The organism is Pseudomonas sp. PsB (genome assembly GCF_043658375.1).
Lineage (GTDB): Bacteria > Pseudomonadota > Gammaproteobacteria > Pseudomonadales > Pseudomonadaceae > Aquipseudomonas > Aquipseudomonas putida_Z.
This window is the reverse complement of record NZ_JBIGLU010000007.1, coordinates 1-13,139: the sequence shown is the minus strand read 5'-3', so window position 1 is coordinate 13,139 and position 13,139 is coordinate 1. Positions and strand designations below refer to the sequence as shown.

Sequence of the window (13,139 nt, the reverse complement as noted above, 5' to 3'; positions counted from 1 at the left end):
TGGTCGAGGCCTTGAATTGCCTGGGATCAGTCGAGAAGGTCGACTTTGACACGCAAAGTCATGTTTTCACCCCGTTGGGTGCTGTAACTGTGGCTTGACGCGCTACGGTCGGCTTGGCTCTGCTGGTTGTAGCCGGCCAGGGTGATCCATTCTCCGAGCTTGCCGGTGATTGTTGTGTCGGTGCTTTGCACTTTCACTACATCAGCACGTTCCTGGCTGATGCGATCATTATTGGTGCTTATTTGCAGACGAACCGTATCGCCACTCAAGCTGGGCGTGACGTAGAAACCCTGGGTCACGTTGCGGTATTCGGTATTGCTCTGGATGCGCCCGTAGCCGTCGGTGCTGGTGCTGGTGATCGGGATGCTCTGGCCGACCTGGATCAGCGCCGGCTGGCCTTCGCTGGCCTGAATCTGCTGCATGCCGCCGTCACGGTTGCTGGTGCCGTAGTGGATGACACGTGCGTTGCCACGGTTGTCCTGGAAGTTGCTGTCGTTGTTGTCGACGCTGATCAGCAGGCGCTTGGGTGCGGTGTCCAGCTGTTGCAGCAGGGTGCGCAGGTCGTCGATGCGCTCGGGGCTGGCGTTGACGATCAGCTTGTTCTCGAAGGCGCTGACCGTGCCATCCTTGGCGATGAATGCCTGGGCGGCAGGTAGCAGTTCGGCGCTGCTCCGGTGTTGTAGCGGCAATACCTCGGTGGCGGCCTGGGCGGTGAGGCTGGCGGCCAGCAGCAAGGCGGCGAATAGGGGGCGTAGCGGCATGTCCATGATCTCCGCAGGTGGAATGGACATGATGGCAAATTTACTGACTTCCTGCCGGGTCTGGATCATGTCGATGATGGGGAAGTGGCTACGAAAGCACCTGGGGCGAGACGGCTGTCCGCCATAGCTGAACCTTTGATCTTTCCCGTCAGTCGCATTCACAGGGAGTGAGTGGGGCTGATGGCATGAAGCGTGGTCTGATCCTGTTGTTATGGCTTTGCAGCCTTGGTGCCGAGGCTGCAGCTGATTCGTTGCGCATCAAACAGCTGCAGCGTTGCGGCGACCTGTTTGGCGATGGCCAGCAGCAATGGTGCCTGCGCGCCGAAGGGCTCGGGGCGCAGCTGCCGACGGTCTGGCTCGGTGGTGTGCGGCTGCCGACAGCCGATTTCGAGCGGCACGGTGACCGGCTTACGCTGAAATTGGCCGAACAAGCCCTGCGCAGTGCTCCGCTGTGGCTGGAGGACGGTGAGCGCACCAGCAACCCGGTTTGGCTGACCCGCCAGCGCAGCCATGTTGTGGCCGCCGGGCCTGATGAAGTGGCGAAGAACATGGATGGCCTCACCACCTATGTGGACCTGGTAAGCCTTTTGATCGAGGAAAAACATGATGGCCTCGGCGAAGCCCGACGGATCGCCGGGAAGTACGGCGCCCAGGTCGTGGGTGCCATACCGCCGCTGAATGTCTACCAGTTGCGCTTGCCGGTGGGCGACCTGGTGCAGCGCGACGCGATGATCCTGCGCATGGGCAGTGAAGTCAGCGTGGATGCTGTGATTGTCGAGGAGTCTGCCCCGGAGCGTGGCGAGGAAGGCAGCGGGCGCGACGCCCTGGCCATCGATCAGGCGGATGAGTGGGCCGCCAACCGCTTCATGGACGCGCTGTACTACTACCAGCGGCGAATTGCCGCTTCCAGCTTGCCGGTGCAACCGGTGCGGGTCGGGGTGATCGAGCGAGAGGTGGACTTCGACGCGCCAGGCTTCAGCCATTATCGAGGGCGCTGCGAGCAGGCGCAGACGTGCCTGTATGCGCGCGACGGTGACCGCCCAGGCAGTCACGGCAACCATGTGGCCGGTATCCTGGCGAACCCGGATGAAGGCTTTTTGCCAAGGCTGGGCAAGCACAGTCCTGGCTTCGAGGTGATTGTCGAGCGCAACTCGGATGCCGGTATCACCGCCAACATCGCTGCATCGGTGAACCTGGTCGAGGATGGGGTGCGGGTGTTGAACTGGAGCTGGGGCATCCATCGGGTAGGGGCGCGCGATGTCAAAGGTGACGAAGTCGATTCGCTGGTGCGTTCCGGGCTGGCCATGAGTGGCTATGAGGAACTGCTCGAGGAGTTCTTCCTGTGGCTGCGCGCCGAGCACCCTGATGTGGTGGTGATCAACTCGGCGGGTAATGGTGCGTCCTGGTCGGGTACCGATGAATATCGCCTGCCATCTTCGTTCATCACCGAACAATTGCTGGTGGTGGGCGGGCACCAGCGCAGTGACAAGTCAGTGGCGGTCGAACACCCTGGCCATGTGCGCAAGCGCCATAGCTCCAACATCGACATGCGCGTGGATGTCAGTGCGGCGGCCTGCATTCGCCCGGGTGCGGGCACTGCGCATTGTGGCACGTCGTACGCAACGCCGCTGGTGACTGCAACCGTGGCGACGATGCTGTCGATCAACCCGGCGCTGACCCCCGAACAGGTGCGCATGCTGTTGCGGCGCAGCGCCTTGACCCTGGGCGCCGAGCAGGATTTCGAAGCGATGGACGCCGAGGACCTGACGGCGCCGATCCTGCCGTCTGAGCGTGGCGGCCAACTGAACCACCCCGACCTGGGGCGTTCGGCGCGCCTGGACATGCAGCGCGCTCTGGACCTGGCCGTGCAAAGCCGGGAGCGGGTGCGCTGAACGGTGGCCGCTGCCAGACAAATTCCGTAACATCGCGCCCGCTTGTTTTCGATCCGTCCATCCGGACTGCACCACAGGATGCCCATGAAACCCGCCCGACTTCGCGCCGACGTGCTCGCCGGCCTGACCACCTCATTCGCCCTGGTGCCCGAGTGCATCGCCTTTGCCCTGGTGGCTCACCTCAACCCGCTGATGGGCCTGTATGGCGCCTTCATCATCTGCACCCTGACGGCGCTGTTCGGTGGTCGGCCGGGGATGATTTCCGGTGCCGCCGGCTCGATGGCGGTGGTGATCGTTGCGCTGGTGGTGCAGCACGGTGCGCAGTACCTGCTGGCCACGGTTTTGCTGGGCGGCGTGGTGATGATCCTGTTCGGTTTGCTGCGCCTGGGCAAGCTGGTGCGGTTGGTGCCGTACCCGGTGATGCTCGGCTTCGTCAACGGCCTGGCGATCGTCATTGCCATGGCCCAATTGGAGCACTTCAAAGAGGGCGGGCACTGGCTCGGCGGTACGCCGCTGTACCTGATGATCGGCCTGGTGGCGCTGACCATGGCGGTGGTCTACGTGCTGCCGAAGTTGACCCGTGCGGTGCCGCCAGCGCTGGTGGCGATCCTTGGCGTTGGTTTGCTGGTGTACCTGCTCGGCCTGCCCACGCGCACCCTGGGCGACATGGCGCGCATCGCCGGTGGCCTGCCGCAGTTGGCCCTGCCGGACGTGCCGTGGAACCTCGAGACCCTGAAGATCATCGCCCCCTACGCGGTGCTGATGGCCATGGTCGGCCTGCTGGAAACCCTGCTTACGCTCAACCTGACCGATGAAATCACCGAGAGCCGTGGCTACCCGGACCGCGAGTGCGTGGCACTGGGCGCGGCCAACATGGTTTCCGGCCTGTGCGGTGGCATGGGTGGTTGCGCGATGATCGGCCAGACGGTGATCAACCTCAGCTCCAATGGCCGTGGCCGGCTGTCGGGTGTGGTGGCCGGGGTGATGGTCTTGCTGTTCGTGCTGTTCCTGTCGCCGCTGATCGAGCGTATTCCGCTGGCGGCGCTGGTCGGGGTGATGTTCGTGGTGGCGCAGCAGACCTTTGCCTGGGCGTCGTTGCGGGTGCTGCACAAGGTGCCGCTGAGCGATGTGCTGGCGATCATTGCCGTGACCGTGGTAACGGTGCTCACCGACCTGGCGGTGGCGGTGCTGTTCGGCATCGTCATCGCGGCGGTGAACTTTGCCTGGCAGCATGCGCGGGAGCTGTATTCCGACAGCCATGAGGATGCAGAGGAGGGCAAGCATTACCAGGTGCATGGCACGCTGTTCTTTGCCTCGACTACGGTGTTCCTGAACCAGTTCGACCCGGCTAACGACCCGGCCAAGGTGACCCTGGATTGCCGGCATTTGAGCTTTGTCGATTACTCGGCGATTGCGGCGTTGAAGACCTTGCGGGACCGGTATGCGAGGGCGGGCAAGCAGTTGCGGGTGGTGCATCTGTCCGAGCGATGCAAGAAGCTGCTGAAGCGGGCTGGGGAGCAGCACTGAGAAGGGTTGTTGCCTGTGCGGGCCTCTTCGCGGGCGCGCCGCTCCCACAGGGATCGCATAACCCTTGTGGGAGCGGGCATGCCCGCGAAGAGGCCGGTGCAGGAGAAGGATTTATTCCCCGCGGTTCTTCTTGACGATGGCATCGGCAATGCTCGCCGGTGCCTCGGCATAACGGGTAAATTCCATCGAGAAGCTGGCCCGGCCCTGGGTCATGGAGCGCATCGAGGTGGCATAGCCGAACATCTCGCCCAGCGGCACCTCGGCACGGATCACCTTGCCGGCCGGCGTTTCGTCACCGTCCTGGATCATCCCGCGGCGCCGGCTCAGGTCGCCGAGGATGTCACCCTGGTACTCCTCCGGGGTCACCACTTCCACCTTCATCACCGGCTCCAGCAACACCGCCCCACCTTTCTGCGACAGTTGCTTGGTGGCCATCGAGGCGGCGATCTTGTAGGCCATTTCGTTCGAGTCGACATCGTGGTACGAGCCGTCGAACACCGCCGCCTTCAGGTTGATCAGCGGGTAGCCGGCCAGCACGCCGTTCTTCATCTGCTCCTCGATGCCTTTCTGGATAGCCGGGATGTATTCGCGTGGTACCACGCCGCCAACGATCTCGTTGATGAACTCCAGGCCTTCCTTGCCCTCGTCGCCGGGGGCGAAGCGGATCCAGCAGTGGCCGTACTGGCCTCGGCCGCCGGACTGGCGGACGAAGCGGCCCTCGATCTCGCAGGTGTTGCGGATTTTCTCGCGGTAGGCCACCTGCGGCTTGCCGATGTTGGCCTCGACGTTGAACTCGCGGCGCATGCGGTCGACGATGATATCCAGGTGCAACTCGCCCATGCCCGAGATAATGGTCTGGCCGGTCTCCTCGTCGGTGCGCACGCGGAATGACGGGTCTTCCTGGGCCAGCTTGCCCAGGGCGATGCCCATTTTTTCCTGGTCGGCCTTGGTCTTCGGCTCCACTGCCACGGAAATAACCGGGTCGGGGAAGTCCATGCGTTCGAGGATGATCGGCTTGTCCATGTCGCACAGGGTGTCGCCGGTGGTCACGTCCTTCATGCCGATCAGCGCGGCGATGTCGCCGGCGCACACATCCTTGATTTCAGCCCGCTGGTTGGCATGCATCTGCACCATGCGGCCGATGCGTTCCTTCTTGCCCTTTACCGAGTTGAGTACCGCGTTGCCGGAGCTGAGCACGCCGGAGTAGACCCGGGCGAAGGTCAGGGTGCCGACGAACGGGTCGGTGGCGATCTTGAATGCCAGGGCCGAGAACGGCTCGCTGTCGTCGGCGTGTCGCTCCAGGTGCTTTTCTTCGTCATCCGGGTCGGTGCCCTTGATGGCCGGGATCTCCGACGGGGCGGGCAGGTAGTCGATGACCGCGTCGAGCATCAGCGGCACGCCCTTGTTCTTGAACGACGAGCCGAGGATGGTCGGCACGATTTCATTGGCGATGGTGCGTTGGCGCAGTGCGGCCTTGATCTCGTCGATGCTCAGTTCCTCGCCATCGAGAAACTTCATGGTGAGCTCGTCATTGGCTTCGGCGGCGGCCTCGACCATGTGCGCGCGCCATTCGTCGGCAAGCGGCTGCAGCTCGGCGGGTATGTCTTCTTCGCGGTAGCTGGTGCCCTGGTCGGCATCGTTCCAGTAGATGGCCTTCATCTTCACCAGGTCGATCTGGCCGATGAAGTTCTCTTCGCTGCCGATGGCCAGCTGGATCGGCACCGGGTGGTGGCCCAGGCGCTGGTCGATCTGCTTGACCACGCGCAGGAAGTCGGCGCCCTGGCGGTCCATCTTGTTGATGTAGGCCAGGCGCGGCACATGGTACTTGTTGGCCTGGCGCCATACGGTCTCGGACTGCGGTTCGACCCCATCCGCGCCGCTGAACACCACTACCGCGCCATCGAGCACGCGCAGCGAGCGTTCCACCTCGATGGTGAAGTCGACGTGGCCCGGGGTGTCGATGATGTTGAAGCGGTACTTGTGGGCGAACTGCTTGGTCGAGCCCTGCCAGAAGGCAGTGGTCGCCGCCGAGGTGATGGTGATGCCGCGCTCCTGCTCCTGGGCCATCCAGTCCATGGTCGCGGCACCATCGTGCACTTCGCCCATCTTGTGGTTGACCCCGGTGTAGAACAGGATCCGCTCGGTGGTCGTGGTCTTGCCGGCGTCCACGTGGGCGACGATACCGATATTGCGGTACAGCTCGATGGGCGTTGTACGGGCCATGGCGGACTACCTGCGGATGAGCGGATTCTCCCACGGTAGCAGAACGGGAGAATCCTGCTTTACCGCCGGGCCGTCAGTCGGCCTGGGCTTGCAGCAGCCACTGGCCATCCACTTCGCGGGCCAGGCCGCTGGCAGGCAGCAGGGCCAGCAGGCGCGTGTGCAGGGCGGCTTCGGTGAAGGTCTTGAGGGTGGCCAGGTCCAGTGCGCCGATCAGGTTGAGATCGGCCTTGGTGTACGAAAGCCAGGCCTTTTTCAGGGCCTGGGCGACGTCGCTGCCGGAGGTGCTGGCAAAGCGGCGGTGCCATTGGCGGCCGTCGAAGGTGAAGGTGTGGGCGTGGCTGTAGGTGCCTTGGTCGCCACCTTCGGTGCAACGATGGCAACGGCACGGGCCTTCGCCGAAGGCGTTGCGCAGGTAGCTGTTGAAGTCCACCACGGGCTTGAGGGACAGGCGTTTGTCGACCTCGAACAGGTCGGCGATCAGGGGTTCTTCGGCGCTCACTCGGGATCCTCGTGTGGTGTGGCGTGCATCGGCGGGCACCCTAACAGATCGGGGCATTCAGATCACCTTTTGCAGGCCCGGCCTCTTCGCGGGCTCGCCCGCTCCCACAGGGACCGCACATTGCCCAAGGCGTGCGCAGTACCTGTGGGAGCGGGCGTGCCCGCGAAGAGGCCGGTAGAGACAATAGAGATCACCTGCCGTACTCTACGCGCCCATACGCCTACACACCCACAGAGGTAACCCGCTTGAGCACCAAGTACCCGTACATCGCCACCATCACCGTCAGCGCCGAAGACCGCGGCGGCGACGCCGAGGCCTCGGAAAACCCCAACATGCGCGTTGGCCTGGAAGCGGTGACCGAAACGCTGAAGAAGGTGCATTTCGTCGGTACGCTCGCAGCCCCCGAAAAGAATGCCACGCACATCTGCGTGACCCTGGAGAACGGCCTGACCTACTACGGCCCGATCGTCAACGGCCACGCCGAACTCGAAGGCGGCTGGATTGCCTTCGAGTCCGACATGCTCACCCCACAGGAACTGGGTCTTTAAGCCCCCGTTCTTCTCAGGCGCCCAGCTCCGCCAGGCACTGCTCGAGGATATCCAGGCCCTCCTCGAGCACTTCGGCCTCGATGGTCAGCGGTGCCAGCAGGCGGATGATGTGCCGCGCCTTGCCGCTGGGCATCAGCAACAGGCCCTTGGCCCGCGCCGCGTCCATCACCTTGGCCAGTTGCGCCGGTGCCGGGCTGCCGTCGGCATTGACGAACTCGATCCCGCGCATGGCGCCGACGCCGGTCAGGCGGCCGATGAACGGGCTCAGCCCCGAGACCTTCCAATGCTCGAAGCGGCGCACGATTGCCTGCTCCTGGCGCTCACCCCAGGTAGCGATGTTCTCGTCGGTCATCTGCGCCAGGCTGGCCAGGGCCGCTGCGCAGGCGATCGGGTTGCCTGAATAGGTGCCACCCAGGCCGCCCTTGGGCAGTGCTGCCATCAACTCCTTGCGCCCGACCACCGCACCCAGCGGCATGCCGCCGGCAATGCTCTTTGCCAACAGCAGCAGGTCGGGCTCGATGCCCAGACGCGGGAAGGCGAAGCGCTGGCCGGTGCGGCCGAAGCCCGACTGGATCTCGTCGATGATGATCAGGATACCGCGCTCGTCGCAGAAGCGGCGCAGGGCCTGGGCGAAGGCTGGGTCAAGGGCGAGGAAGCCGCCTTCGCCCTGCACCGGCTCGAAAATGAACGCCGCCACGTCCTCCACTGCCAGCTCGACGCTGAACAGGCGGTCCATGGCCTTGAGGGCCTGTTCGCAGGTAACCCCGGTGTCGGCGCTGGGGTAGGGCAGGTGGTACACCGGCCCCGGCAGTTCACCGACCCGCTGCTTGTACGGGGCGACCTTGCCGTTGAGGTTCAGGGTGGCCAGGGTGCGACCGTGGAAGCCGCCGTCGAAGGCGATGATGGCGCGTTTGCCGGTGGCACCACGGGCCACTTTCAGGGCGTTTTCTGCAGCTTCCGCGCCGCTGTTGGTGAGCATACCGGCCAAAGGGTAGCTGACCGGTACGAACTGGCTCAGTTGCTCCATCAGCGCCAGGTATGGGCCATGGGGGGCTGCGTTGAAGGCGTAGTGGGTCAGGCGAGCGGCCTGGGCCTGGATCGCCTCGACCACGGCCGGGTTGCAGTGGCCCAGGTTGAGTACACCGATACCGCCGACGAAGTCGATGTAACGTTTGCCGTCGGTGTCCCAGACTTCGGCATTACGGCCATGGGAAAGTGTGATCGGGTGAACGATGGCAATGGATTGGCTGATACTTTCCTGGTTCATGGGCACGCGGACCTTTGTTCGAGTTTCTTATTATCCAAGCGTGTTGGCAGGTTATTCCGCAAACGAATTATTCGATTGCGGTCATTCCCTGGATTCTTGAACTAGGTGGTTTTTGTATCTGCCATTCCGGCCCTATCGCCGGCAAGCCAGCTCCCACAGGTAAGGCACAGGTCTTGATGGCTGTGGAGTACTTGTGGGAGCTGGCTTGCCGGCGATAGGGCCAGTGCAGGAGGAATCAATCCCCCTCGGCCACCCGCTCCCGAATCCACTGCACGAAGGCCCTGACCTTGGGCACTTCGGCCGCATGCTCGGCATGGGCGATGAAGTGCCGGCCATTGCTCGCCACCGGGTGGTCCCAGGCCACCACCAGCTTGCCCTCGCTCAGCTCTTCGGCCACCAGGTAGCGCGGAATCAGGGCGATGCCGCAGCCGGCAATGGCTGCGCGGATGCACAGGTAGAACGTGTCGAAGCGGGGCCCGTGGTAGCTGTTCTGGCTATGCAGACCCAGCCCCAGGAACCATTCGTGCCAGGCCTCCGGGCGCGACACGCACTGCAACAGGCGGTGTTCGGTCAGCGCCTGGGCGCTGTCGAACCGGTGGTTGGCCAGCAGCTGCGGGCTGCACACCGGCACCACTTCCTCGCTGAACAGTTCGATGCAGGTTGCCCCGGGCCAGGTGCCCTGGCCGAAGAAAAACGCAATGTCGGCCTTGGCTTGCACCAGGTCGAACGGCTCCAGCTCATTGCGGATATCCAGGTGAATGCGCGGGTAGCGGTCGCCAAAACCCTTCAGCCGGGGTACCAGCCAGCGCGCGCCGAAGGTGGGCTGGGTGGCGATGCGCAGCACTTCGGTCTCGTCGCCGTAGCTGAGGATGTAGCGGCTGGAAATGTCGATCTGGGTGAGGATCTTGTTCACTTCGGTGAGGTACAGCGCGCCTGCCGGGGTCAGGTGCAGGCGCCGGCGAATACGCTGGAACAGCGAGTGCGACAGCATGTCCTCGAGCTGCGCCACCTGCTTGCTGACGGCGCTCTGGGTCAGGTGCAGTTCCTGGGCCGCGCGGGTGAAGCTGAGGTGGCGGGCGGCCGCTTCGAAGCACTGAAGGGCGGTGGTCGAAGGCATCAGGCGTTTGGACATGACGGGCAAATACCGAGCAAAAAAGGAAGGAGTTCATTCCATAACGGAATCATGTGTTTCGAAAAGGTCGTTTGTTGACCCCGGCCTATAGATTAATACTGACCTGGATCAACGATTACAACCGGTCGTGCGAAGAGGAGGTCAGTACCCGCTTCCGGCATCTGCAAAACAACAACAACGAACATCAGAAATTTATAAGAATTCTGCTCCAGTCTTCAGCCGCCCCGCTGCGGCCGACCCATTCGAGGGTTCTTCATGGCTTCGCTACACAACAACAAACAGCGCTCCCTGCAGCACGGTCTGACGTCCCGTCAGGTATCCATGATCTCCATCGCCGGCATCATCGGTGCCGGCCTGTTCATCGGTTCCTCCAACGCCATCGCCACCGCCGGCCCGGCCATCCTCATCTCCTACGCCATGACCGGCCTGCTGGTCCTGCTGGTGATGCGCATGCTGGGCGAAATGGCCATCGCCAACCCCAACAGCGGCTCGTTTTCCACCTATGCCTCCGAAGCCATCGGCCCTTGGGCGGGCTTTACCATCGGCTGGTTGTACTGGTGGTTCTGGGTACTGATCATTCCGGTCGAGGCCATTGCCGGCGCCGACATCCTGCATGCCTACTTCCCTGGCGTGCCGTCGTGGCTGTTCGCCTTCCTGATCATGCTGGTGCTGTCGGGTACCAACCTGATCAGCGTGAAGAACTTCGGTGCCTTCGAGTACTGGTTCGCGCTGGTCAAGGTGGTGGCGATCATCGCCTTCATCGTGGTCTGCAGCCTGGCGGTGTTCGGCGTCTGGCCGCTGGCCGAGGTGTCCGGGGTCAGCCGGTTGTGGGACAACGGCGGCTTCATGCCCAACGGTTTCGGCACCGTGCTCGGTGGCGTGCTGATCACCATCTTCTCGTTCTTCGGTGCCGAAATCGTCACCATTGCCGCTGACGAAACCGCCAACCCGAAAGACAAGATCCGCCGCGCTACCAACCTGGTGGTGTACCGCATCGCCATCTTCTACCTGGCGTCGATTTTCCTGGTGGTATCGCTGGTGGCGTGGAACGACCCGGGCCTGAAAGCAGTGGGTTCGTTCCAGCGCGTGCTGGAAGTGCTGAACGTGCCGGGCGCCAAGCTGCTGGTGGATATCGTGGTGCTGGTGGCCGTGACCAGCTGCATGAACTCGGGCCTGTACACCGCGTCGCGCATGCTCTATTCGCTGGGTGCACGTGGCCAGGCGCTGAGCGTTACCAAGCGTATCTCCGGCTCTGGCGTACCGACCGTGGCGGTCATCTTCTCGACCCTGGCCGGCTTTGCCGGGTGCTTCGTCAACTATGTGTTCCCGGGCAAGGTATTCGGCTTCCTGCTGTCCACCACCGGCGCCATCGCCTTGCTGGTGTACCTGGTGATTGCCGTGTCGCAGCTGCGCATGCGGGCCCGTGCCGAGCGTGAAGGGCGGCCGCTGGAGCTGAAGATGTGGCTGTTCCCATGGCTGACCTGGCTGGTGATCGGCACCATCGTCATGGTGCTGGGCTACATGCTGTTCAGCGATGCCTACCGCTACGAGACGCTGATGACCGCCGGGGTGACCGCGTTCATCCTGCTGGTTTCGCTGACCCAGCGGCGCGCCAGGGTGGTTGCCCAGACGGCCTGATGTTTCTGCTTTAATGTGGGGGCGTTACGCGCCCCCCCATATCAATAAGCACAGGAAGCGTATGAACGACCACCCCCTTTCCCTCCAGGCCCTCGCCGCACCCGACGGCACTTGCTACGGCTGCGGTTGCTCCCACCCCAGCGGCCTGCACCTGCAAAGCCACTGGGACGACGACGGCATCCACCTGGTGTGCCGGCACGCGCCCGACAGCACCTTCATCGGCTGGCCCGGCCTGGTCTACGGCGGGCTGCTGGCGATGCTGGTCGACTGCCACTCCAACTGGACGGCAATGGCTTACCACTACCGCAACGAAGGTCGCGAAGCGGGCAGCCTGCCGCGCATCGACTGTGTCACTGGCAGCCTTGGCCTGAACTACCTCAAGCCCACGCCCATGGGCGTCGAATTGTTGCTCAAGGCGCGTGTGGAAGGTGAAGTAGGGCGCAAGACCCGGGTGCTCTGCGAAGTCTGGGCCGACGATGTGCTGACAGTGACTGCCGACTCGGTGTTCGTTCGCGTCGATACCGAAAAGCTCAAGCTCAAGGCCCACGGCCAGGCCTGAGCCGCCGGTGCTGATGAGTGGTCGGTGATGGTCAGCGGCCGGGGATGTCTCTAGAGTGAGAGGTTCATTCCCCAGGCAAGGTTGATCATGACCGATCTCAGTGCTTTCCCCATTACCCGCAAGTGGCCCGCCAGACACCCCGAGCGCCTGCAGCTGTATTCGCTGCCGACGCCCAACGGCGTCAAGGTGTCGATCATGCTCGAAGAGATCGGCCTGGCCTATGAGCCGCACAAGGTCAGCTTCGACAACGATGACCAGCTGAGCCCCGAGTTCATCTCGCTCAGCGCCAACAACAAGATCCCCGCCATCCTCGACCCCAATGGCCCTGGCGGCCGGCCGCTGCCGCTGTTCGAGTCGGGGGCGATCCTGCAGTACCTGGCGGAGAAGAGCGGCCAGTTGCTCAGCCAGGACCCGGCCCAGCGTTACCAGACCTTGCAGTGGCTGATGTTCCAGATGGGTGGCATCGGGCCGATGTTTGGCCAGGTCGGGTTCTTTCATTTCTTTGCTGGCAAGGAATACGAGGACAAGCGCCCGCGGGATCGTTATGTCAACGAGTCCAAGCGCCTGCTCGGTGTTCTGGACCGCCATCTGAAAGGCCGGGAATGGATGGTCGACGAGTACAGCATTGCCGATATCGCGATCTTCCCGTGGGTGCGTAACCTGGTTGAGCGTTACAACGCCCGAGACCTGGTTGGCTTCGATCAGTTCAAGGAAGTGCAGCGGGTGCTGGCGGCGTTCCTCGAGCGGCCGGCCGTGCAACGGGGCCTGAAAATCCCAGGTTGATCAGGCAACACTGGCCTTATGTGCATGCACCGGCCATTGTAGGAGCGGCCTTGTATCGCGAAAGGGCCGCAAGGCGGCCCCGGGATTTCAGCACTGATGCATAAATCGACGGGGCTGCCTTGCAGCCCTTTCGCGACACAAGGCCGCTCCTATGTATGGACTCGCCCACACTGTCTAGCTGCTTTTGAACATAGGAACCCGGTTGCATCTATGTATCAGGCCTGTTCGAGGAAGCTTTTTGCTTCTGGCCAACATCGTGGTGAGCTCGCAGCGTGCCGTTTACATTGAGGCCACTGCATCGGGCCTGTAG

General features: G+C 63.3%; 11 protein-coding genes. 6 read left to right on the top strand and 5 right to left on the bottom strand.

The features are described from left to right. Positions 1-26: 26 nt before the first annotated feature. Positions 27-791, bottom strand: coding sequence for a secretin N-terminal domain-containing protein (locus ACGLHT_RS11530; RefSeq protein ID WP_274120728.1), 765 nt, complete (start codon positions 789-791; stop codon positions 27-29). Positions 792-946: 155 nt separating this feature from the next. Between ACGLHT_RS11530 and ACGLHT_RS11525 the strand changes: the two genes are divergently transcribed. Together ACGLHT_RS11525 and ACGLHT_RS11520 are read left to right on the top strand one after the other, a co-directional pair. Further along, positions 947-2,653, top strand: coding sequence for a S8/S53 family peptidase (locus tag ACGLHT_RS11525; RefSeq protein WP_274120729.1), 1,707 nt, complete (start codon positions 947-949; stop codon positions 2,651-2,653). An 84-nt stretch (positions 2,654-2,737) separates the two neighbouring features. Then, positions 2,738-4,180, top strand: coding sequence for a SulP family inorganic anion transporter (locus ACGLHT_RS11520; protein WP_274120730.1), 1,443 nt, complete (start codon positions 2,738-2,740; stop codon positions 4,178-4,180). A gap of 111 nt (positions 4,181-4,291) precedes the next feature. Here ACGLHT_RS11520 and fusA read toward each other — a convergent pair whose 3' ends face one another. Continuing rightward, positions 4,292-6,403 carry an elongation factor G gene (fusA, locus tag ACGLHT_RS11515; protein WP_137164432.1) on the bottom strand — a complete coding sequence of 704 codons (2,112 nt, stop codon included), beginning with the start codon at positions 6,401-6,403 and terminating at the stop codon, positions 4,292-4,294. Between the two features lie 73 nt (positions 6,404-6,476). Next, a complete protein-coding gene (locus ACGLHT_RS11510) occupies positions 6,477-6,902 on the bottom strand; it encodes a hypothetical protein (protein WP_039613107.1) in 426 nt (141 codons plus the stop codon). Positions 6,903-7,147: 245 nt separating this feature from the next. Between ACGLHT_RS11510 and ACGLHT_RS11505 the strand changes: the two genes are divergently transcribed. Continuing rightward, positions 7,148-7,450 (top strand): hypothetical protein, encoded by a 303-nt coding sequence (locus ACGLHT_RS11505; RefSeq protein WP_013973376.1) that lies wholly within the window; start codon positions 7,148-7,150, stop codon positions 7,448-7,450. Positions 7,451-7,463: 13 nt separating this feature from the next. Here ACGLHT_RS11505 and ACGLHT_RS11500 read toward each other — a convergent pair whose 3' ends face one another. Beyond that, entirely contained in the window at positions 7,464-8,717 is a 1,254-nt protein-coding gene (locus ACGLHT_RS11500) for an aspartate aminotransferase family protein (protein WP_137164431.1), read from the bottom strand. A gap of 235 nt (positions 8,718-8,952) precedes the next feature. Further along, the gene (gene gcvA, locus ACGLHT_RS11495; protein WP_015271044.1) at positions 8,953-9,849 is read right to left on the bottom strand and encodes a transcriptional regulator GcvA; all 897 of its coding nucleotides are present in this window, start codon (positions 9,847-9,849) and stop codon (positions 8,953-8,955) included. 255 nt (positions 9,850-10,104) lie between these two features. On the opposite strand from gcvA, the gene ACGLHT_RS11490 reads away from it, so the two are divergent. The 3 genes from ACGLHT_RS11490 to ACGLHT_RS11480 all read left to right on the top strand — a co-directional run bounded on the left by ACGLHT_RS11490 (position 10,105) and on the right by ACGLHT_RS11480 (position 12,829). Beyond that, positions 10,105-11,487 carry an amino acid permease gene (locus tag ACGLHT_RS11490; RefSeq protein WP_025339914.1) on the top strand — a complete coding sequence of 461 codons (1,383 nt, stop codon included), beginning with the start codon at positions 10,105-10,107 and terminating at the stop codon, positions 11,485-11,487. 61 nt (positions 11,488-11,548) lie between these two features. Further along, a complete protein-coding gene (locus ACGLHT_RS11485; RefSeq protein ID WP_137164430.1) occupies positions 11,549-12,046 on the top strand; it encodes a PaaI family thioesterase in 498 nt (165 codons plus the stop codon). An 87-nt stretch (positions 12,047-12,133) separates the two neighbouring features. Further along, complete coding sequence (locus ACGLHT_RS11480) at positions 12,134-12,829, top strand: glutathione S-transferase N-terminal domain-containing protein (protein ID WP_015271041.1); 696 nt, start codon at positions 12,134-12,136, stop codon at positions 12,827-12,829. The last annotated feature ends 310 nt before the right edge of the window (positions 12,830-13,139 follow it).